The 22,170-nt window shown below is 66.7% G+C and carries 15 protein-coding genes; 4 read left to right on the top strand and 11 right to left on the bottom strand.

What is annotated here, in order from left to right:
- Window positions 1-80: 80 nt before the first annotated feature.
- Both glyA and ACSYS9_RS03075 read right to left on the bottom strand, forming a co-directional pair.
- A complete protein-coding gene (gene glyA, locus ACSYS9_RS03080) occupies window positions 81-1,334 on the bottom strand; it encodes a serine hydroxymethyltransferase (protein ID WP_010481990.1) in 1,254 nt (417 codons plus the stop codon).
- 189 nt (window positions 1,335-1,523) lie between these two features.
- Complete coding sequence (locus tag ACSYS9_RS03075; protein ID WP_049462846.1) at window positions 1,524-1,970, bottom strand: RcnB family protein; 447 nt, start codon at window positions 1,968-1,970, stop codon at window positions 1,524-1,526.
- Window positions 1,971-2,223: 253 nt separating this feature from the next.
- On the opposite strand from ACSYS9_RS03075, the gene ettA reads away from it, so the two are divergent.
- The 3 genes from ettA (at window position 2,224) to ACSYS9_RS03060 (ending at window position 6,407) form a co-directional block, all read left to right on the top strand.
- The gene (gene ettA / locus ACSYS9_RS03070) at window positions 2,224-3,888 is read left to right on the top strand and encodes an energy-dependent translational throttle protein EttA (protein WP_005412220.1); all 1,665 of its coding nucleotides are present in this window, start codon (window positions 2,224-2,226) and stop codon (window positions 3,886-3,888) included.
- Window positions 3,889-3,971: 83 nt separating this feature from the next.
- Entirely contained in the window at window positions 3,972-5,288 is a 1,317-nt protein-coding gene (locus ACSYS9_RS03065) for an NCS2 family permease (RefSeq protein ID WP_005408048.1), read from the top strand.
- 114 nt (window positions 5,289-5,402) lie between these two features.
- Entirely contained in the window at window positions 5,403-6,407 is a 1,005-nt protein-coding gene (locus tag ACSYS9_RS03060) for a DUF4434 domain-containing protein (protein ID WP_177179499.1), read from the top strand.
- On the opposite strand, the gene ACSYS9_RS03055 is transcribed toward ACSYS9_RS03060, so the two are convergent.
- From ACSYS9_RS03055 to ACSYS9_RS03020, 8 genes are all read right to left on the bottom strand, one after another.
- A complete protein-coding gene (locus tag ACSYS9_RS03055) occupies window positions 6,401-9,235 on the bottom strand; it encodes an NfrA family protein (RefSeq protein WP_440568797.1) in 2,835 nt (944 codons plus the stop codon). The two genes, ACSYS9_RS03060 and ACSYS9_RS03055, sit on opposite strands and share 7 nt — an antisense overlap.
- The gene (locus ACSYS9_RS03050; protein WP_049462844.1) at window positions 9,232-11,379 is read right to left on the bottom strand and encodes a glycosyl transferase family protein; all 2,148 of its coding nucleotides are present in this window, start codon (window positions 11,377-11,379) and stop codon (window positions 9,232-9,234) included. The genes ACSYS9_RS03055 and ACSYS9_RS03050 overlap by 4 nt, the downstream gene beginning before the upstream one ends.
- 6 nt (window positions 11,380-11,385) lie before the next feature.
- Window positions 11,386-13,587, bottom strand: a complete 2,202-nt coding sequence (locus tag ACSYS9_RS03045) for a hypothetical protein (protein WP_440568795.1) — start codon at window positions 13,585-13,587, stop codon at window positions 11,386-11,388.
- Window positions 13,584-14,768 (bottom strand): non-hydrolyzing UDP-N-acetylglucosamine 2-epimerase, encoded by a 1,185-nt coding sequence (gene wecB, locus ACSYS9_RS03040; protein WP_049462842.1) that lies wholly within the window; start codon window positions 14,766-14,768, stop codon window positions 13,584-13,586. The genes ACSYS9_RS03045 and wecB overlap by 4 nt, the downstream gene beginning before the upstream one ends.
- 266 nt (window positions 14,769-15,034) lie before the next feature.
- Window positions 15,035-16,069, bottom strand: a complete 1,035-nt coding sequence (locus ACSYS9_RS03035) for a fimbrial protein (protein ID WP_049462841.1) — start codon at window positions 16,067-16,069, stop codon at window positions 15,035-15,037.
- Window positions 16,060-18,624 (bottom strand): fimbria/pilus outer membrane usher protein, encoded by a 2,565-nt coding sequence (locus tag ACSYS9_RS03030; protein WP_049462840.1) that lies wholly within the window; start codon window positions 18,622-18,624, stop codon window positions 16,060-16,062. The genes ACSYS9_RS03035 and ACSYS9_RS03030 overlap by 10 nt, the downstream gene beginning before the upstream one ends.
- A gap of 92 nt (window positions 18,625-18,716) precedes the next feature.
- Entirely contained in the window at window positions 18,717-19,445 is a 729-nt protein-coding gene (locus ACSYS9_RS03025) for a fimbrial biogenesis chaperone (RefSeq protein WP_032128056.1), read from the bottom strand.
- 85 nt (window positions 19,446-19,530) lie between these two features.
- Window positions 19,531-20,070: a fimbrial protein gene (locus tag ACSYS9_RS03020; protein ID WP_049462839.1), complete on the bottom strand. Its 540-nt coding sequence runs from the start codon at window positions 20,068-20,070 to the stop codon at window positions 19,531-19,533.
- 459 nt (window positions 20,071-20,529) lie between these two features.
- On the opposite strand from ACSYS9_RS03020, the gene ACSYS9_RS03015 reads away from it, so the two are divergent.
- A complete protein-coding gene (locus ACSYS9_RS03015; RefSeq protein ID WP_014645902.1) occupies window positions 20,530-20,895 on the top strand; it encodes a hypothetical protein in 366 nt (121 codons plus the stop codon).
- A 10-nt stretch (window positions 20,896-20,905) separates the two neighbouring features.
- Here the strand turns inward: ACSYS9_RS03015 and pncB are convergent, their stop codons facing one another.
- Complete coding sequence (gene pncB, locus ACSYS9_RS03010) at window positions 20,906-22,084, bottom strand: nicotinate phosphoribosyltransferase (RefSeq protein ID WP_010482009.1); 1,179 nt, start codon at window positions 22,082-22,084, stop codon at window positions 20,906-20,908.
- Window positions 22,085-22,170: the final 86 nt, after the last annotated feature.

Genomic DNA, 22,170 nt, shown 5'->3' with positions numbered 1-22,170 from the left:
AAGGGATCCGACCCCTGCTTCGATCCGGGCTTCGGGGTCGGAGCCCTTCCCGGCGGGAAGGGATCCGACCCCTGCTGCGATCAGCCGTAGACCGGGTACTTGCGGCACTGCGCGCTGACGGCGTCGCGCACGCGGGCGATGACGGCGTCATCGTTCGGTGCGTCGAGCACGTCGGCGATCCAGTTGGCCAGGTCCACGCAATCCTGTTCGACGTAACCACGGGTGGTCACCGCCGGGGTGCCCAGGCGCAGGCCCGAGGTCACGAACGGCGAACGCGGATCGTTCGGCACCGAGTTCTTGTTGACGGTGATGTGGGCCTTGCCCAGCGCGGCTTCCGCGTCCTTGCCGGACACGTCCTTGCCGATCATGTCGACCAGCATCAGGTGGTTCTGGGTGCCGCCGGAGACGATCTTGTAGCCGCGCGCGATCAGCGTGTTGGCCATCGCCTGGGCGTTCTTCACCACCTGCTGCTGGTAGGCCTTGAAGCCCGGTTCCAGCGCTTCCTTGAAGGCCACGGCCTTGCCGGCGATGACGTGCATCAGCGGACCGCCCTGGATGCCCGGGAACACGATCGACTGCAGCTTCTTGACCAGGTCTTCGTCGGCGCCCTTGGCGACGATGATGCCGCCACGCGGGCCGCGCAGGGTCTTGTGGGTGGTCGAGGTGACCACGTGCGCGTGTTCCAGCGGGCTGGGATAGACGCCAGCAGCAACCAGGCCGGCGACGTGGGCCATGTCGACGAACAGGTAGGCACCGACCTTGTCGGCGATGGCGCGGAAGCGCGCCCAGTCGATCACCTGCGAGTAGGCCGAGAAGCCGGCCACGACCATCTTCGGCTTGTGCTCCAGGGCCAGGCGCTCGACTTCGTCGTAATCGATCAGGCCCTGGTCGTTCACACCATACTGCACGGCGTTGAACAGCTTGCCCGAGGCGTTGACCTTGGCACCGTGGGTGAGGTGGCCGCCGTGGGCCAGGCTCATGCCGAGGATGGTGTCACCCGGCTGCAGCAGGGCGAAGTACACGGCCTGGTTGGCCTGCGAGCCGCTGTGCGGCTGCACGTTGGCGTAGTCGGCGCCGAACAGCTGCTTCAAGCGGTCGATCGCCAGCTGCTCGGCGATGTCCACGTATTCGCAGCCACCGTAGTAGCGCTTGCCCGGGTAGCCTTCGGCGTACTTGTTGGTCAGCTGGCTGCCCTGCGCTTCCATCACCGCCGGGCTGGTGTAGTTCTCGCTGGCGATCAGCTCGACGTGGTCTTCCTGGCGCTGGGTTTCAGCGGCGATGGCCTTGGCCAGTTCGGGATCGTAGGATTCGATGCGGACGTCACGCGGGAACATCGGGTACTCCAGCAGGCAGGGAAAAGGGGGTACGGCTCAGCCCCCGATTGTAGCCCCGCACCGGGCCTGCCGGGGCCGAAACGGACGGGGCCGGCATCCCCGAAGGAATCCGGCCCCGTATGGTTTCGAGTGGCGTTGCGGGGGCAGAGCCCTTTGCGCTGCAAAGGGATCCGACCCCGACTGCGATCCTCAGCGGCTGCTGAGCACGTACTGGGCGATCACACCGGTGGCGATGGCCACCAGCAGCATGTTGCCGCGGTCATCGCGGATCCAGTGGTGGCCATATGGCGGGCGACGCAGGTGATAGCGCGGGTAGTCGTTCACCACATAGACCGGGCCACGGTAGTAGTCGCGGTAGCGATGGCCGACCTTCCAGCCGTAGCCCGGGCCATAGGCCGGGCGGTACACCACACGCGGCGGTGCCGGGCGGTAGTAGCGGTCATGGTCGCGGTGCCACTCGCGGCGATCCTGGCGGTAGTCGCGCCGGGCCTCGCGGCGGTCGCGTTCCCAGTCACGACGGTCCTGGCGCCATTCGCGGCGGTCCTCGCGCCACTCGCGGCGGTCGTGGTCGCGGCGGTGGTCGTTGTCGGCGAAGGCCGGGGCCACGGCGCCGGCCATTACTCGATTGATGCGCATGTCAGACCTCTGCTCGGGTGGGTGGTGAGCCCATATTGCGCACCCGATCTGAACCGTTTCCGGCTGGAAACGCTTCCCGCTACAGGACTGTGACCGGGTATTCAGGCCGCGGCCAGCCCGGCGCCCCTGCCCGGGCGCGGCCCGGAACCGGTTCCGGCTATAATTGGCGGTATTCCATTTCAGTCTGTGCCCGCTGCCGCAACGGGATGTTCCCGTGACGGGTCGGGCGCAGGGCCGCGCCTACGGAGACCGCATGTCCTCGCAATACATCTACACCATGAACCGCGTGTCCAAGGTGGTCCCGCCCAAGCGGCAGATCATCAAGGACATCTCGCTGTCCTTCTTCCCGGGCGCGAAGATCGGCCTGCTGGGCCTGAACGGCGCCGGCAAGTCCACCGTGCTGAAGATCATGGCCGGCGTGGACACCGATTTCGAGGGCGAAGCCCGCCCGCAGCCGGGCATCAAGGTCGGCTACCTGGCGCAGGAACCGGAACTGGACCCGACCAAGACCGTGCGTGAAGCGGTCGAGGAAGGCGTGGGCGAAGTGCTGCAGGCCCAGGCCGCGCTGGACGCGGTGTACCTGGCCTACGCCGAGGAAGGCGCCGACTTCGACGCGCTGGCCAAGGAACAGGAGCGCCTGGAGGCGATCCTGGCCGCTGGCGACGCGCACACCCTGGAGAACCAGCTGGACGTGGCCGCCGATGCGCTGCGCCTGCCGCCGTGGGATGCCGTGGTCGGCAAGCTGTCCGGTGGTGAAAAGCGCCGCGTGGCGCTGTGCCGCCTGCTGCTGCAGAAGCCGGACATGCTACTGCTCGACGAACCGACCAACCACCTCGACGCCGAGTCGGTGGAATGGCTGGAACAGTTCCTGGCGCGCTACACCGGCACCGTGGTGGCGGTCACCCACGATCGCTACTTCCTGGACAACGCCGCCGAGTGGATCCTGGAACTGGACCGCGGCCGCGGCATTCCGTGGAAGGGCAACTACACCGACTGGCTGACCCAGAAGGATGAGCGCCTGAAGCAGGAAGACAACCAGGAAAAGGCTCGCCAGAAGGCGATCCAGAAGGAACTGGAGTGGTCGCGCCAGAACGCCAAGGGCGGCCGCACCAAGGGCAAGGCCCGTCTGGCCCGCCTGGAAGAGCTGCAGTCGGTCGATTACCAGAAGCGCAACGAGACCAATGAAATCTTCATTCCGCCGGGCGAGCGCCTGGGCAATGCGGTGATGGAGTTCAAGAACGTCTCCAAGAAGTTCGGCGACCGCCTGCTGTTCGACAACCTGAGCTTCCTGGTGCCGGCCGGCGCCATCGTCGGCATCATCGGCCCGAACGGTGCCGGTAAGTCGACCCTGTTCAAGATGATCACCGGCCAGGAAAAGCCGGATACCGGCGAGATCGTGGTCGGCCCGACCGTGAAGCTGTCCTACGTGGACCAGAGCCGCGACGCGCTGGAAGGCAACCACAACGTCTTCCAGGAAATCGCTGGCGGCCTGGACATCCTCAACATCAACGGCATCGAGATCCAGTCGCGCGCCTACATCGGCCGCTTCAACTTCAAGGGCCAGGACCAGCAGAAGATGGTTGGTTCGCTGTCCGGTGGTGAGCGTGGCCGCCTGCACATGGCCAAGACCCTGCTGCAGGGTGGCAACGTGCTGCTGCTCGACGAACCGTCCAACGATCTGGACATCGAAACCCTGCGTGCGCTGGAAGATGCGCTGCTGGAGTTCCCGGGCAACACCTTCGTCATTTCGCATGACCGCTGGTTCCTGGATCGCATCGCGACCCACATCCTGGCGTTCGAAGGCGACTCGCACGTGGAGTTCTTCCAGGGCAACTACCGCGAGTACGAAGAAGACAAGCGCCGCCGCATGGGCGACGACGCTGCGCCGAAGCGCCTGCGCTTCAAGGCGCTGAAGTAAGGCAACAGGAAAGGCCGCGCTCGCGCGGCCTTTCTCCTTCTGTGGGTCGCCCGCTTGCTGGCGACACCTTCGCGAGAAGCCCCATGTCCCTGTTCGAGCGCCTGTTCCAGCTGCAGCAGCACGGCACCACCGTGCGCACCGAGCTGCTGGCCGGTGTCACCACCTTCCTGACGATGTCCTACATCGTCTTCGTCAATCCCGAGATCCTTGGCACCACCGGCATGGATGCGGGCGCGGTGTTCGTGGCCACCTGCCTGGCTGCTGCACTGGGTTCGGCGGTGATGGCGCTGGCCGCCAACTTCCCGGTCGGCATGGCGCCCGGCATGGGCCTGAACGCGTTCTTCGCCTTCACCGTGGTCGGCGCTGCCGGCCTGCCGTGGCAGCAGGCACTGGGCGCGGTGTTCATCTCCGGCCTGGTGTTCCTGGTGCTGTCGCTGACCGGTGTGCGTGCATGGCTGGTGTCGGGCATTCCTTCGTCGCTGCGCTCGGCCATCGTGGCCGGCATCGGCCTGTTCCTGGCGATCATCGCGCTGCAGAAGTCCGGCGTGATCGTCGGCAATGAAGACACGCTGGTGGCGCTGGGCCCGTTGAACACGGCGCCGCCGCTGCTGGCGCTGGCCGGCTTTCTGCTGATCGCGGTACTGGAAGCGCGCCGCATCCGTGGCGCGATCCTGATCGGCATCCTGGCCGTGACCGGCGCTGGTTGGGCATTGGGCGACGTGCAGTACCAGGGTCTGGTCTCGCTGCCGCCGAGCCTGGCACCCACCTTCCTGCAGCTGGACCTGCCGGGCCTGCTGCACCATGACGGCGGTGCGCCGATCGCGGTGCTGCTGCAGGTGGTGCTGGTGTTCGTGCTGGTGGAAGTGTTCGATGCCACCGGCACGCTGTACGGCGTGGTCGGTCGCGCCGGCCTGCTGAAACTTCCAGGCGCGCAGAAGCGCTTCGGCCGTGCGCTGCTGGCCGACAGCACCGCGATCGTGGCCGGCTCGATGCTCGGTACCAGCAGTACCACCGCGTTTGCCGAAAGCGCCTCGGGCGTGCAGGTAGGTGGCCGTACCGGCCTGACAGCACTGGTGGTATCGGCACTGTTCCTGGCCGCGCTGCTGTTCTCGCCGCTGGCGGCGATGGTGCCCAGCTATGCCACCGCACCGGCGTTGCTGTTCGTGGCCGGGCTGATGCTGCGTGAGCTGGTGGAAGTGGACTGGAGCGACCTGACCGAATCGGTGCCGGCGGCACTGTGTGCGCTGGCGATGCCGTTCACCTACTCCATCGCCAATGGCCTGGCGTTCGGCTTCATCGCCTATGCCGCGCTGAAGGCCGGTACCGGCCGCTGGCGCGAAGTGCATCCGGCGGTGTGGCTGGTGGCGGTGCTGTTCACCCTGCGCTACGCGTTGGAATAAGCGGTAGGTGATGCCGGCCAGCGGCCGGCACTACCGGAGCACGCTTCGGCCAGCGGCCGGCGCTACCGGGCGCTGGTTCACCTGCCGCGCACGGTGCTTTGGGATGATGCGGGCATGCCACCGCCAGTCCTTCCTGCTGATCCGTCCTCGCCGTTGCGCCGCCGGCTGCTGCGTGCGGCAGTGCTGGCGCCATTGGCCGGTACGCTCGCCACCCTGCCCGGCTGCTCGCTGCCGGTGCAGGTGGATGGCACCTTCCTGCAGCCCTGGCGCAGCCACCTGCAGTGGGGCCTGGCCGACTGGCAGCGATCCTTGAAGCTTGCACGTACGCTGGGCTGCAGGCAGCTGGTGCTGCAATGGACCGGCATCGTCGGTGGCAGTGACGGCGACTGGTCATTGCCCGACGGCAGCCTGCAGCAGCTGTTCACCGCTGCCAGCGAGAACGACATCCGCATCCGCGTCGGCCTGCCCTTCCAGCAGCGCTGGTGGCAGGCCATCGGCGCAGACGACGCAACGCTGCAGGCCTTCCTGGCCGAGAGCCTGGCGCACGCACGCAGCTGGTTGGCACAGGCACCCTGGGCGCAGCAGCCGGCCTTCGGGGGCTGGTACCTGCCCTACGAGCTGGAGCAGTACCACTGGGCCGATCCGGCCCGCCAGCAATGGCTGGCGCAGTGGCTGCACGGGCTGGTGCAGGCCGCCAGCGCACGCGGTGGCGACTGCGCGATGTCCTGCTACTTCAGCCGCCTGCAGACCGATGGCAACTTGGTCACGCTGTGGCAGGCGGTGTTGGCACAGACCGCGCTGCGGCCAATGGTGCAGGACGGCGTGGGGGTGGCCGGCGCCGGCAACGTGCAGCAGCTGCAACCGCTGCTCGATCATCTCCATGCCAACGGCATCGGTTTCGATGCGATCGTTGAACTGTTCCGCGAACTGCCCGGCGGCCCCGCCGACGGCAGCGGATTCAAGGGCGAAACGGCCGATGCCGCACGCATCCAGCGGCAGTTGGCATGGGCACGCGACAGCGGCGCACAGCACGTGCTGGTCTATGCATTGGAGCCATGGCTGACCCAGGACACACCGCAGGCCGCAGCGCTGCGGCGACGCTGGGGCCTTCCTCAGTAGTAGAGGATGGCGGTGGCGAACAGGCCCTTGGCACGCTGCGTATCACCACCGCCGATCGCGATGCGGTACTGCACGGTCAGGTCCAGGTAGGAACGCGGCGTGTTGTAGTGGTCCTCCCGGAACCAGTAACGCACGCCCACGCCTGGCCCTGCGCCAAGTGACCAGCTGCGCTGCGTATCGTTGAGCGCGAACGACTGCGCCGGGAACGGCGGATAACGGATGTCACGCACGCGCGAGCGCTGGTCCAGCCAATCGGCGCCAACCACGACATAGGGTGTCACCACCCAGTGCGTCTGCCCGGCACCGAAACGGAAGCTGCGCCCGGCACGCAGTTCACCGGCAGCGAACCACTGTTCGCGATGCAGGCGGCCATTGGCCTCGCCAAGGCGCCGCACCGGCGTGCCGTTGGCATCGAGCGCGTCGAGGGTGAAGGTGGCACCGTTGTCGTCCCAGGTATATCCCCCCTGCGCATAGCCACTGACCATCCACCACTGGTTCACATCGGTGCGCAGATCAGTGCCGTGGTAATAGCCGTAGGTCAGGTAGGACATCCATCCACCGGAACCGCTGGCCAAGCGGTAGCGCGCCAGCGTGCTGGCTTCCAGTGGCCGGTTCAGGGCCAGCTGCAGGCGGCACTGCACCGCTGCCGATGCGGGGTAGACCTCGCCCTGGCGGGTGGCACTGCCCAGGAACTGGCGGCGCTCGATGCCGGCGCTCAAACCGGTCTGGCCAAAGGCGTAGCGCAGGCCGAAAGAGGCGATGGTGGACGGCCAGCCGGTGGTCGAGCGCGAATGACTGAGGCGCTCGGCGCGTGCACGCGCATCCGGCGTTGATTCGCCGGTGCACGGATCCACCGCACGGATCGATTCATAGGTGCCGCCTTCGTCGTACAGCGTATTGAGCAGGCGTGCGTAGAGCTCCAGCGTGCCATGCTGGTCATTGAACGCTGGTGGCCGCCAGAACGCCTCCAGCGTGCTGAACACCGAATCGCCCGGCGTGCTGATCGCCGCACCGCCGACATTGGTTGCGGCCTGGCGCGCACCCCGGAAACCCGCCGAGGCGACCACGCCCCACTCGCGTGAATAGTTGGCGATGGCATTGCGCACGTTGTAGCGCTGATGCTCATCCAGCGGCAGCTCACCGACGTCGGCGCGATCAATGGCGCTACGCAGCAGCGTCACCGCCTGTGGATGATCGCCGTTGGCCGCACTCGCGTACGCCTGGTCCAGCACCACGCTCTTCGGCGCCTTGCCGGTGGCCTCGGCGGCACGGAAGTCGGCCAGTGCCTGTGCCGGATCCCTGGCCTTCTGGTTGAGGTAGCCGCGCTGCATCAGTGCTCCTGCGTCATCAGGGTGCTGTGCCAGCGCCGTATCCAGCCGCCGCCGCGCTTCGTCCTGCTGGGCACGGTTGCCCGCTGCCAGCGTGGTGGTCAGCAGGCCTTGCAGGTTCGCGTCGTCCGGTGCGTGCTGCACGGCCTGCCGTCCCTCATCGATGGCGTCAGCGTAGTCCCGCCGCGCATAGGCAGCGTAGGCGCGCTGTGCGGCACCGCCATCCCCCTGCAGGTCGGCCGGCATCAGCTCGCAGACATTGCCTGTGTCGCCGGACTGGCAGTGCTGGACCGGTGCCGGGTAGGCCTCGGCGCTGATGCGGGGAAGCGCGCGACTGGAGCGAATCGCCTTGGCGCGCTGCTCGATGCCCTGCTGCAACAGCAGCTGTGCCCGTGCGTCTCTCTCATCTGCTGGCACTGGCGCCTGCAACGGTGCCAGCAGTGCAGCCGCACGCACCCGATCGCCGGCAGCCAGTGCCGCATCCACCGCGAGCAGGCGCACGTTGCGCTGCTGCGCGGTTGATCCCGGCGTGGCAAGCGCGGCGTCGAAATCTTCATTGGCCCGCAACGTGCTGCCCTGGCGCTGGCGCAGGTAACCGCGCATGACCCGTGCATTGAGGTCGTTGGCATCTACCTGCAATGCCTGATCAGCACTGTGCTCAGCGTCGGCCAGCTGATCGCCCTGCAGCTGCGCGGTGATCAATAGCAGCCGGTATGAAGCCACGTCGGGGGCCAGTTCCACGGCAGCGTGTGCCTGCTCAATGGCGGCGGCATCCTCGCCTGCGGACAGCGATTGATAGGCCTGCTGGGCCTGCAGCAGGGCGCGTTGGCGACCCAGTGCCACGCGGCGCGCGCGCAGTTCCTCGACGTTGGGTGCCCCCAGCTGCAGCGCGGTGCCGATGGCGGCGTCGGCCTGTTCGGGCTGTTGCTGTGCCTCCAGTGCCGCCACCCACAGCAGGGCCCATGCGCTCTGTTTCGGCTGCTGCCGGAACGCCTGCTCGGCCTTGCTGGCCGCCTCTCCCATCCGCCCGGCGTCATAGGCCGCGTACGCCTCGGTGGCCAGCGCGTAGGCCTGCTGCCTGCTGCGGTCTGCGGCGCTGCCGACCGGACGCGATGGGGATGTCGTGCGCGCACCTTCGCCTCCGGTTGCCGCGCTACGTGCAGCGGTGGCAGCCGCCAGCGCCGGCAAGGCGGGATCCTTCAACCCCGCATCCAGCGCACGCCGCGCCTGCTGCTGCGCTTCTGCGCCACGCCCGAGCTTCTGCAGCGCATAGATCTGCAGCAGGCGCAGCCGCACCACATCCGGGCGCAGCCGGATCGCTTCAGTGGACTGCTGGTACGCCGCTCGGTAGTCACCACGCTCATAGGCGGCAAACGCCTGTTCGGCGATACGGTAGGCAGCTCCAGACAATGGCAGCTGCGCATCGGCCTGGGCCTGTACCGATACGCTGGCCGTGGCCAACGCGACGGCAATGACGGTGGACAGCAGCGTGGTCTTCATGCCGGCAAGGCTCCGGGAGGCGGTGACTGCAGCGCGGCCGCACGTCGACGCTGCTCCTGCATGGCCTGGGCCACGGCCTCCTCGGTGGTGATGCCCTGCTTGACCAGGTAATCGCCGATGCGGCCGTCGCGCTGCGGCATGTAGTCATCCAGTGCGATCTCGAAGCGCGCGTGGTCGATCAGGCGCATCTCCACCAGCAGGTCGCCCAGCAGCGGCACGTTGTCCAGGTGCCACTGCCGGTCGCCACCGATCAGGCGCAGGCCCGCGTTGATTTCGCTTTCGCGGGCGATGCTCTGTTCGACGTGCTCACTGCGGGTTTCCTGCTTCAGCAGTGCCAACGCCTCTTCGGGCAATGGGCTGGCCACGGCCAGCCGCAGGGTGCCTTGCTGGCGCGGTGGCAGCGGCAGCATGCGCCATTGCACACATGCATCGGCACTGACCGGGAACTGGCAGGCGCGCAGGTAGTCCACGTCGATGACCGCGCGTGGCAGGTCGCCCTGGAAGGCGATCGCCTCGGCCAGCGTTTCATCATCCAGCCAGCCCTGGGTGAGCAGGATGCGACCCAGCGGCTGCTGGCGCCCTGCCTGCTGCTGATCCAGCGCCTGCTGCAGGCGTTCGGGTTCCACCGCCTGCCAGGTGGTCAACAGCTCACCGAGCTGCTTGCGGGTCTGCACCAGCTGCGCCGCATCCGGGAAGTCGTGCATGGTCTTGTCCCAGACCATGCGCTTGCCGAACAGCAGGTAGGCCAGGAACACCTTCCACGCGCGTGCGGTGGCCATGAAATTGATCATGTTGCCGACCACCATGCGCGGGATCGACATCAGCGCGTGTTCCCAGCCATACAGCCGGTTGACGAAGTAGAAGCGCTGCACGACGCGGGTCGCCAGCGCCGCCGTGGTCAGCAGCGCCACGTTCATCTGCCAGGTACCGGCCTGGAACACGCTGGGAAACTGCATCGTCCACAGCCCGGTCATTTTCAGCAGCCAGAACAGCAGCAGCTGCAGGAAGATGAGGTAGGCGATGATGCTGACGAACGAGGTGATGATGCCCTTGCGGTCGCGCGCCAGCAGGTACTTGGTGGCCAGCGAGCCGCGCCAGCCCAGCGACTCCCAGCTCTGCAGCCCGATGCCCAGCACCCACCGCGCCTTCTGCCGGTACGACGCGCGGAAGTTGTCGGGGAAGTACTCGCGCACGCACAGCGCCATCTGCTGGGTGCGCTCGCGCACCGGTCCCCAACCGAACCAGGACGGGCGGCGCACGCGGAACTGCACCGGGAAGCGCGCGAAGATCGACTGCATGCCCATCGCCGCCAGCCGCGCACCGACGTCGTAGTCCTCGGTGAGGCTGTCGGTGTTGAAGGGCTGGTTGTCGGTCTGCGCGCTCAGCGCCAGCAGCGCGCGCCGCGAGAAGCAGGTACCGACGCCCGCCGACGGCACCATGCCGGAAACACTTTCGCGCACCACCAGATCCTTGGCATGCCATTCGGCGAACTCGTCCATGTAGACGCCGGCCACCAGTTCGTACCACTCGCGGTCCAGCGAGGTGACCGGCAACTGGATCATGTCCTTGCGCGGCAGCAGGTAGTTGTAGAAGCGCAGTTCCATCGGGTGCAGCACGTCCTCGCTGTCGTGCAGGATCACCCCGGCGAACTCGATGTCGTGGCGTTTCTCGTAATCGAAGATGGCCAGGATCAGCCAGTTCAGGCAGTCGGCCTTGCTGGTCGGCCCGTCATGCGGCACTTCCACGCGGCGCAGGCGCTTGTAGCGGCGGCGCATGCGCTCCACTTCGTCGATGGTCTGCTGGTCGTTGGGATAGGTGCCGACGAACACCACGTACTCGCGGTAGTCGAGCACGTTGATCATGTTCTCCACCATCTGCGCGATGACGTCGTAATCCATCCACGCCGGCACCATGATCGCCAGCGGCTGTTGCGGCCGCTGCAGCAGGTCTTCCTGGCTCAGTGGCCGGTACGCCGCGCGACGCTTGATGGTGAGCGCCCGCCAGCTCTCGCGCACCCAGTACCAGACATCGATGAACAGGTCATCGAGGCTGGAGATCAGGATCAGCACGGCCACCGCCGCCGCCGTGGTTTCCAGGGCAGCGTAGTAGTTGGCCAGCTGGATGTTCCAGAACAGACCGTCCACGGTGGATCAGTGCCCTGTGTTGGCGGACTTGCGGCGGCGCACCTGGGTGACGCGGGCGGCCAGCAGCGCGAACACGATCACGCCGACCAGCAGCAGCAACCAGATCATGTACCGTTCCCACTTCGATTGCGGATTGCCATCCTGGGCAACGCGACTCCCGTAAGGATCCTGGCGGTCGAACTCGCGCACGGCATCACTGCCGTCGAGCACGGCGAGATCACCGCGCAGCAGCCGGAACGGTGCGCCGAATGACGGTGCCTGTGCGCCCAGGTCGCTGTACAGCACGCCGAGCTGGCCGCCGGAGGTGCCGACCTGCACCACCGCGGCGCGGTCCAGGCCGCTGACATCCAGCAGCGGCTGCGGCTTCCCGCCGATCAGCAGATGACCGTCCTTCAGGCCGGCCACATCGACACCCGATGGCGCCACACCGAATGCCAGCCACGGTACGCCCGGGCTGACCGCCGCACCGGCATCGACCACCTTCAGTTCCGACGCCTCCGGCGAGGCACCCACTGCACTGGCCACCGCAATCACCTTGCGCAGCGATGCCGGTGCATCCTGCAGCCACGTGGCCGGCACGAACACCTGGTTGCCGCGCGACAGCTGACTGCTGGCGCCGACGAAATCACTGCCCAGCGACCGCTTGGCCAGGGTCAGGTGGCTGCTGGGCAGGATCGAGACCGGATAGGCGGTGGCCGGATCGTGGCAATAAGGTCGTGCCGGCTGGCGCAGGAAGCTGACGCGGATCTCGTTGCGCGCCGACAGCGCGTAGGCCGGCACCTTGGCCACCAGCCGTTGCGGCTGGCCATTGGCCGACAGCACCTTGCCGCCCAGCAGGTAATCGTTGAAATGGATCGTGGCCACCGCGCCCTGCCCGGCGGCGTTGGGCGCCGCCGAGACATCGATCACCACTTCCTCGGGCAGGCGCCCATCGGCCGACAGCACGCCGAGGTCGAAGGTGGCACTGCGGTCCGCGCGGGTGACCACATCCATCGTGCCGGCGATGTTGCCGAGCCGGCTCAGCAGCACCTGGTCTCCGTCCAGCTTCGGTGTTCCCGCCGCGCTGACCTGCAGGCTGCGGCCCAACGCGTAGCTGCGCCACTGTTCGGCGAACAACCCGGCGACCTTGCCCGCCGCCGCCGGGTCGACCACCAGCGTCGGACGGCCAGCAACGGCGACCACGCTGACCGATGCGTTGGCCGTGGGCTTTTCCAGGCCACCCATATCGGTACCGCGCCACGCGGCGAAGGCAGCGCCCGCATCGGCACCCGTAGCCGCAACCTGTACGGCCAGCGCGTCCAGTGCCGCGCGTACGCCGGCCCGCAGCGCATCACTGCCGATCATCACGTCAGCGGCCAAGGGCCCGCTGTCACGCAGCGACAGCAGCGCGCCAACTTCGGCCAGATCCTTGATCACATGCGCACGCTCGCCCGTCGCCAGCGCAGCGTAGGCCGGCACGCCCTGCAGGCTGGCCGGGATGCTGATGCCGGTCAGGTCGACACTGTCACCGACCTTGGGTAGCGCCACCACCTGCACCTGCTTGCCACCGCCCTGCAACGCGGTACCGACGCGCCAGGCGGCGTCGTAGGCGGGCGCCTGCAGCGCCTTGCCATCCACCAGCAGGCGCACCTGCGGTGGCAGCGCGCCCCAGGCCTTGGCCACGGTGTCCACGGCCCGGCCATCGAAGCGGTAGCTGAAACGCGAGTCCGGCGACAGCCGCAACACGTTGGCCGGCGCGCTCTGGTCGGCACATTGGTAGTCGGAGACGATCGACCACCAGCCGACGCCGACCCGCACGAAGCCGTTCTGGCGAGGTTCGCCATCGATGGCCAGCAGCTGGCTGGCGTCGCCCTGCGCGTCGGTAATCGAGCGCGCGGCGATCGGATCGCCATCGACCGACCACAGGCCCGAGGTGCGCCCGGCGTGACCGCGCACATAACGCCCATCCAGCTGCAGCTGCGCATCGCGGGTGGCGACGCCGGCCGGCACCGGCAGGTAGACCTCGCGCTGGCTCTCCTGCCCGCTCAGCACCAGCGGTTGGCGGAAACCAAGTTCGCGCAGGGTCATCTGCCGGTTCACCGTGCTGTCGCCGCTCCATTCGGCGAACTGGCCGGCGACGTTGTCGGCGGCATGGGCAGTGCCGACCACGCCCGACAGGACGAACGCGGCGGCGGAAACAAACAGGGCAGAGCGGCCGGTCTGGGTCATGGCGTCACTTCATGCGGATGGGGGTGGGCGGCACCGCCGCTGCGGAGACCGGGCGAGAATTCGGGAAGCGGCGTGCCGCGCAGGGCAGCGACGATGCGGGCGCTGGCGCGGCCGTCCCCGTAGGGGCTGGCATCAGGATCGAAGCGGGTCGGCTGCGGTGGCTGGGCCAGTGCCGCATTGACCCCCTCGACGATGCGCGAGGGCGTGGTGCCGACCAGCGTCACCACTCCGGCCTCGACCGCCTCCGGGCGTTCGGTGACGTCGCGCATGACCAGCACTGGCTTGGCCAGCGCAGGCGCTTCTTCCTGCACGCCACCGGAGTCGGTGAGGATGACGTCCGCACGCTGCATCAGGCGCACGAAGCGCAGGTAATCCTGCGGTGGCACCAGGTGCACGTTGTCGAGATGGCCGAGGTGGGCGTTGACCGGTCCCTGCACGTTCGGGTTGAGGTGCACCGGGTACAGCACCTGCAGGTCCGGCCGCCGCGCCAGCTCAGCCAGCGCACGGCAGATGTCCTCGAAGCCCTGGCCGAAGCTCTCGCGGCGATGGCCGGTGACCAGCAGCAGGCGACGATCGGGGTCAAGCATGTGGAAGGGTTCGTCAGCCCGCGCACGCAGCGCCGGGTCGGCATCCAGCCGCTCTACGGTCTGCTGCAGGGCATCGATGACGGTATTGCCGGTGACCAGGATCTGCCCGCCCAGGTGTTCACCGGCCAGGTTGGCGCGCGAGCTGGGCGTGGGCGCGTACAGCTGGTGGCCGACCACATCGATCACCCGCCGGTTCATTTCCTCCGGCCACGGCCGGTTGATGTCGCCGGTGCGCAGGCCGGCCTCGACGTGACCGATCGGAATGCGGTGGTGGAACGCGGCCAGTGCGGCGGTCATCGCCGTGGTGGTATCGCCGTGCACCAGTACCCGGTCCGGGCGAACCTGCGTGTAGAGCGCGTCAAGCCGTTCGAACAGCTTGGAACACAGGCCATTGAGGGTCTGGTTAGGCACCATGACATCGAGGTCATGGTCGGCGGTGATCGCGAACAGCGACATCACCTGGTCCAGCATCGCCCGGTGCTGGCCGGTGATGCAGACCACCGATTCGATGTCCGCAGCCTCCGCCAAGGCCCTTACCAGCGGCCCCATCTTGATCGCTTCCGGTCGCGTGCCGAACACCGACAGGACCTTCATCGCAGCGCTCCGAAAGGCCGGCGCGAGGGAATGCCAGGAGCTGTAGCCACGTCTGGATCCTTTCGGCGTTCCCGTCCAACACCCGCAGGCAGGAGACGGTCACCTCATGAGGAAACTCCAAAATCGCGACGTACATCACATTCGAATGATGGTACGCGCGTCGTGGCATTGATCTTCATCGTTGGAAGATCAAGACGCAGTCAACGCCGCCCGTGGAACGGGCGACGTTGCGGTGGAACGCAGCAGTGGCGCGGCCTGCGGCCGCCTTACTCGTACTGGATGGTGAAGGTGGCCTGGCCGTTTGCGACACCTGCACCCACAGTGCCGGCCTGGGTCTGCACATAGCGGGCACGCAGCGGCAGCGCCATGACACTGGTACCCGGCACGGTGGTACCGACGTTGACGGTCTGGCCGAAACGCACTTCGCGCTCGGTGCTGCCATCACGCTGGACCATCTGGATGCCGATGCGGGTGGCACTGTTGGTGGCCGCGCTGAGCTTCAGCACGCCCGGCATGTTCGAGCTGTCCTGGTCGGCGTCGAGGCGGATGCCGATCTTGCTCTGGTAGGCAGCAACGTTGCTGCCCTGGCAGTTCAGGCGGATCTCGAAATCGCGATCTACAGCCTTGGAACCGACACCGGTGAACGTGGTGTTGGGCACGCTGCCGAAATCGACGGCAATGTTGCGACTGCCCGCCTGCACTTCGCAGGTCGGGCTGACCACGGTGGTGCCCGAGCCCTTGAAGGTGGAGGTCAACACCGGGCGACGGCTGCCATCACCATCAAAATAGTATGTAGTGAAACGACCGTTCGGCGCGATCACGCCGGAACCGGTCTGCGCGGCTGTCTTGATCAGCTGGATACGGAATCGACCGCCATTGAGATTGATCCTCGCCCCACCGTTGAATGGAATGCTGTGCGGATAGTAGGCCTGGATCGCCCCTGAATCGCGGAATAGCTTGATGCCAACGCCAGGGACATCGGTTTCATAGGTATTGGCAAAACCGGGCACCGGGCGCTGCTGCGCCGCGTTGACATACTCGCCGCGCGAGTAGCCGCCACTCCAATCACAGCTGGCCACGCTATCACGCTGAGTGATCGATTCACTGATCTCCTTGATCACGCCGCCGACCGGCGTGCTGGGCAGGATCACGATCTGGCCCATGTCCATGGTGACGTCCTGTGCGGTGAACCACGAAGAGTTCAGGCTGCACGCGGCGCTGGCTTGCTGGGCCAGCAGCACGCCGCCCAGCAATGCAAGGGCACTCAGCGCCTTGCGGCCACGGGAAGAAATCATCGGCATGCTGCCTCCAGCGGGATGAAGCCGGTCTTGGACGCATCGGCGCCCGCCGGAACCTGGTAATCGACCGTGCAGCGCTGGTCGGCGCCGGCGCCCCACTCCACCAGCAGGCTGCCCTGGTTCTTGTCACTGCGCACGTACAGGCGGCCGCCCTGGCTGACCATGCCCACCGGCTGGCCCTGCTCGTCCTTGACCTGCGCACCGAACGGCATGGTGCGGCCATCGGTGTTGCGCACCTGGATCAGCAGCGCGTTGCCCTTGCGGGTATCGAAGCGCAGGTAGCTGATGGCACCGGCGAACGGCGCGATCGACTGGCTGGTGCTTTCCAGCTCGACGTCGTGAGCCATGCCCTGCGGGTCGAGGGTGACGGTGTTGAGGCGGTACGGCGACACGTACGGGACCACCGCGTAGCCGCGGCCGTCGACGCGCAGGCCCGGGGCGTTGCTGACGATCGCATCGCGCGCGCCCGGTGCTTCGACCAGCACCATGGTGTCGCCACGCTGCGGGGTGAAGGTGAAACCGCCCGGATGCACGACCACGCTGCCATTGGCACCCACCGACGCCTGGCGGAAGTCACGCGAGTGGCTGTAGCTGGCGTTCAATGCGGAATAACGGCTGCGGTATTCGACGTTGCCGATCGCGGTGGTGCTGCCCTCGCGGGAATCGGACAGGGCCGCGCCATAGCTGAAGTTGTTGTCGACACCGGCCGAACCGGTGATGCCAACGCGGCTGTTGTCGTAGCCCCCGCGGTCGCGCACGCCAAGATCAGCACTGAATGACACAGGGTGGGTACCACGGCCCAGCGGCACACTCATCGACAGCAGGTACTGGGTATCCGAGCGACCGAGTACGCCCTCTTCGGTGCGCAGCGCCGAGAAACCGTAGTTCACCGAACGCCAGGCGTTGTTGTAGCCGACCTGGTACTGCTTGGAGGTGCCGGAACGGTCGTAGAAGTCACGCACCGAACCGGTCACGTACAGCGCGCCGCCACGACGGCCCAGCGGCTGGTTCAGCGTTACCTGGAACTGGCTGCGCTGACGGCCACGTGTGGTCGGATCGATGCCGCGCTTGTCCGAATCACGGCCATACAGCGCGTCCTGCAGGCTGTAGAAGCCTTCGGTCGAATAGCGGTAGGCGGCCAGGGTCAGATTGGTCCCGGTCTCGCCGATCATGTTGCTGTAGCTCAAGCGCACGCTGGCACCGGTGTGGTTGCCGTAGTGGTCGAACGTCGTACGTGCATGGGTGACGTCGGCGGCGAACGCGCCAACCGGCGTGGACAGGCCGACGCCGTACAGCAGCGACAGGTAGCCGTCGCTCAGTGCACTGCCGCCATACAGCGTCAGCTGGTTGCCGATACCGCGCTGGTAGGTGCCCTGCACCAGCCACGGCTCATCGGCCAGCAGCTTGTTGCGCACCTGGCCGGCGGTCAGCGAGTAACGCGACACGCCTTCGCGCAGCATCTGCGGCACCGAACCGAACGGCACCTTGAATTCGCGGCGGCGGCCATCGGCCTCGATCACGCTCACTTCCAGGTCGCCGCCGTAGCCGGTCGGGTACAGGTCGTCGATGACGAAGCTGCCCGGCGACACGGTGGAGGAGTAGATCAGCTGCTCGTTCTGGCGCACTTCGATGCGTGCGTTGGTCTCGGCGATGCCGCGCACGACCGGCGCGTAACCGCGCAGCGAATCGGGCAGCATGCGGTCGTCGCTGGCCAGGCTGGCACCGCGGTAACCGATCGAGTCGAACAGTTCACCGGTGGTGTAGGCCTCACCGATGGTAAGCATGCCGCGCACCTGCGGGATGCCGCGCTGCGCATAGGTGGCGATGCTCTGCCAATGGCGGCCATCGCCCTCGGACCAGGTCAGGTTCGAATCGTGGCGGAACTGCCAGCCACCCAGGTTCATGCCGGCGTTGAGGCCGAGGTAGGCACTGCGGTTGCGCTGGCCACCTTCGACACGGCTGTCGCTGTCGATGGCATTGAAGCTGTAGCCGACGAAGCCGGCATTGATGCCGCGGTCCCACAGCGCCGGGTTGACGTAGCCGCGTGCCTCACGACGCAGGAACACCTGCGGGATGCTCAGGTCGTAGCGCAGGTTGCCGCTGTCATAGACACCATAGGCATTGGCCATGCGCTGCTGAACCGGCACGCAGCTGGTCTTGTCGGTCGGCACGGACGGATCCTGCTGCAGCAGCACGGCTTCGCTGTCCACGCCCATTTCTTCCAGCATCGGCAGCGGCAGGCAGGCGTCGACACGGCCCTGCGCATCGGCCTTGAACTGCAGATCGCGACGGCCCTGCCAGGCACCGTTGACGTAGACGTCGACACGGTAGTTGCCGGCCACCATCGGGTTGCCGTTGCTGAAGGCCGCCAGATCGACCTGCTTGGCCTGGCCAGACAGGAAGCTGGAGTTGAACTGGGCCGATTCCGGTGCACGCGCATTGGCCGCACCACTCTGCGCCATCAGCGCCTGTTCGCCGAGATTGGCCGGGGCAGCCAGCGCCCATCCTGGGCAGGCCACGCCAGCAACCAACAGGCAAAGCGCCTGATGGATCGACAATGTCAATCTGTTTCCGATCACACTGACATTCCTTCAATTCGCCGCACAGCGGCGGTGGCGGGATGCGCAGGCCCAAGGCCGGCGCGGCGCGTTCAGCCCCCGGTGCTGCCGAGGCGGATGGTGTGTTCCACCCGGCCGCCGTAGTCGTTGATGGTGATGAAGCGGACCTGGTCGGTGCCCGCCGGTGCGGCGAACTCCAGGCTCTGCTTGGGCGCGACCATCGCGCCCTTGTCCTCGACGGCCTTTTCACTGCTGCCGGTCACGGCATGTACTTCGGCCAGAGTGACGTGGAAGGGGCTCGGGTTTTCCACCCGCAGACGGTCGCCCGTGCGGGTCCAGCGCAGCGCTGCGGGCGCGTCGTTGGCGACGCCCTTCAGGCCCTGCGGCCGGTAGAAAAGCTTCAGGCGCGAACGGAACGCGACCTGCAGGTAATTCTGTTCGCCGCTGTCGGCGTTGTCCGGGGACGGCGGAACATCCAGCACATTGAGCCAGAACACCGACTCACGGTCGGTCGGCAGCTGCGCGCCGGAGAAGATCAGTCGCAGCGCCTGGCTGCGGCCCGGCTCGACGCGCGCGATCGGCGGCGTCAGCACGAACGGGGCATCGCTGGTATCAGCGGTCTGGTTGGCGTCGCCGCTGTCGATCCAGGCCTGCACCAGCGCCGGCGAATCGCCCACGTTGTCGACCTGCACGGTGACTTCGCGCGCCTGCGCCGGATAGATCACTCGCGTGCCATTGACCACCACGCCGGCCAGAGCGTTCTGGCAGAAGGGCAGCGTGAACGCTGCCAGCAGCAGCGCCCGGGGAAAGAATGCTTTCATCGGAAGTACTACGCTCGAGGTATGTGGCCAGGGGCCGCGATGCACTGGCCGGCGCGTACGCCGGCCAGCGCGGGTACGACTACGATCAGTTGTAGATGATCGTGTACTTGACGCTGCTGGTGACGTCGCCCGGGGTGGCGGCGTTAGTGGCGTAGTACTCAGCGTAATAGTTCAGATTGGCCGAGCCGTCGGTGCCGACGGTGACCCACTGCGAGTTCTCCTGGGCCAGACCGAGGCCAGCCGCCTTGATCGGCAGGAACGTGTTGTTCGAGCCCAGCAGCTGCAGCTGCACGTTGGTGGCAGCGTTGGCCGAAGCCTGATTGACCAGGCGGCCGCTGTTGAAGTCAACAGTGGAACCCGGCTCGAAGTAGGTGGCGACGTTGCCGGCGCTGCACTTGCTCAGGTTGATGGCGAACGGGGTACGGCCCGCAACGGCACCGGCGGTGGCCAGGGTGTTCTTGGACACGGTCGGCAGGTTGACGGCGAAGTCCTTGCCGCCCGGGGTCGAGATGGTGCAGGTCTTGTCGGTCACCTTGCCGTTGAAGGTGATGGTGCCGTCGGCGGCGTTGGCGGCCAGCGGAGCGGCGGCCAGCATCAGAGCGGCGATGATATTGATCTTGTGCATTCGCTTTTACCTAACCCTACTGAAGAGATGAGAAGTAGAGGAGGAAGCAAGGAGCACTGCCGGGCTATCAAGACCCATCCTTGCGTCTCACCTGTGGCCGGACTCGGACATACCTTCCCCTGAATCCGTGACGCAAGTATAGGCACAACTGTGATGAAAGTCTCATTATTTTTCTGAACGCCAATTCATTGACGCCTCAAATGTGACGTGGTAGGCGGAATGAGAGCCCGGCGGGCGTAGGGGATTTGACGGCAAGGCGATCAGGTCACAAACGACCCTGCATGACGCTTCCCGTGGCGCGTTCGGCATGCGCGAAAACAGGCTTTTTTCAGGTGGAAATCGCCTTATTTGATGCGCATCACTCTTTCTTGGTGATGGCCCTAGCAGATTCGGATTTGTCCTATTAAAGACGGATCGAACCTGTCGCTAACTAGGACACACCGAACCAGAGAACGTGTCATGAGGAACTCCATTCTGCTGTGTGTGGCCCTGATGTCCGTCAGTGCGCTGGCCCAGGCCAGCAGCGGCAGCATCCGTTTCAGCGGCCGTATCGCCGAGCCGGGCTGCACGACGAACCTGTCCCAGGGTGAGCTGAGCCTGGCCGCCTGCCCGCCCTCGGCCAAGGGCTCGACGGTGGCCGTGACGGCGCTGGCCGATGGCCAGGCCGCGACGCTGCGCGACGGCAAGCGCCAGGGCCAGAAGCTGTCGGTGTCGGCCAGCGCGATGCGCGCCGGCGATATCGCCTTCTCCGAGCGTTACAGCGTGCAGGCTTCGAAGCAGCAGCCGCTGCAGGGCGCCTACCTGGTGGTGGTCGACTACCTGTAAGCCGGCGTGTTTACGCCGGCGGCAGCTCGAAGACCTGGCGCAGATAGGCCAGGTAGCCCGGGTCGTCGCACATGCTCTTGCCCGGCGAATCGCTGAGCTTGGCCACCGGCTGGCCGTTGCAGCGGACCATCTTGATGACGATGTTGAGCGGCGTTGGCCCCAGATCATTGGTCAGGTGGGTGCCGACGCCGAAGGCGACCTGGCAGCGACCACGGAAGTAGTCGTACAGGCGCATCACCTTGGCGATGTCGAGCCCATCGCTGAACACCAGCACCTTGCTGCGTGCATCCACCCGGCGCTGCTGGAAGTGCGCCAGCATGCGGTCGCCCCAGTCGAACGGATCGCCGGAGTCATGGCGGACGCCGTCGAACAGCTTGCAGAAGTACATGTCGAAGTCGCGCAGGAACGCATCCAGGCCGACCACGTCGGACAGCGCGATGCCGAGGTCGCCGCGATACTCGCGTGCCCACGACTCCAGTGCCGCCACCTGCGAATCGCGCAGGCGCGGGCCCAGCGCCTGGAACGCCTGCAGGTACTCATGGGCCATGGTGCCGTGCGGGGTCATGCCGTACAGGCGGGCGAAATGCACGTTGCTGGTGCCGACCAGCTGCGGCCCGAGGGCGTCGCGCAGCAACGGCAGCAGGCGGGCATGCCAGTCGCGCGAGTAGCGGCGGCGGCTGCCGTAGTCGGCGATGCGGCACTGCTCGAAGCCGGGGGTATCACGCAGCAGCGCGGCCTTGGCCTGCAGGCGGCGCTCGCCCTCGGCGAAGTCGGCGGTGGTGGTGTTGCGGAACCAGACTTCGTTGATGATCGCCAGCAGCGGCACTTCGAACAGAATGGTGTGCAGCCAGGGCCCGGTGATGTCCAGTTCGATCTCGCCGGGCACGGTCTTCGACGCGCGCAGCTGGATGTACTTGCGGTCGAGGTGGAACAGGCCGAGGAAATCGGCGAAGTCCGGCTTCACGAAGCGCAGGCCACGCATGTAGTCCAGCTCCGCGTCGCTGAAACGCAGGCTGCACAGGTGGTCGATCTCTTCGTCGATCTGGTCGATGTAATGGGCCAGGTCGATGCCGGGCGTGCGGCACTTGAACCGGTACTGCACCTGGGCGCCGGGGTGCTGGTGGAGCACCGCCTGCATCATGGTGAACTTGTACAGGTCGGTGTCGAGCAGGGACTGGATGATAGGCATGGGGCGGATTATGCGCCCGGCAGGGTGAACCGGGGTGCCTGCGGCCACACTCAGCTCACGGGAAACAACATTGGTAGATCCACGCC

It is taken from the genome of Stenotrophomonas sp. STK17_22, assembly GCF_051983905.1.
GTDB classification, from domain to species: domain Bacteria; phylum Pseudomonadota; class Gammaproteobacteria; order Xanthomonadales; family Xanthomonadaceae; genus Stenotrophomonas; species Stenotrophomonas maltophilia_A.
The sequence above is the reverse complement of the archived record's forward strand: the minus strand, read 5'-3'. Positions and strand labels throughout refer to the sequence as shown.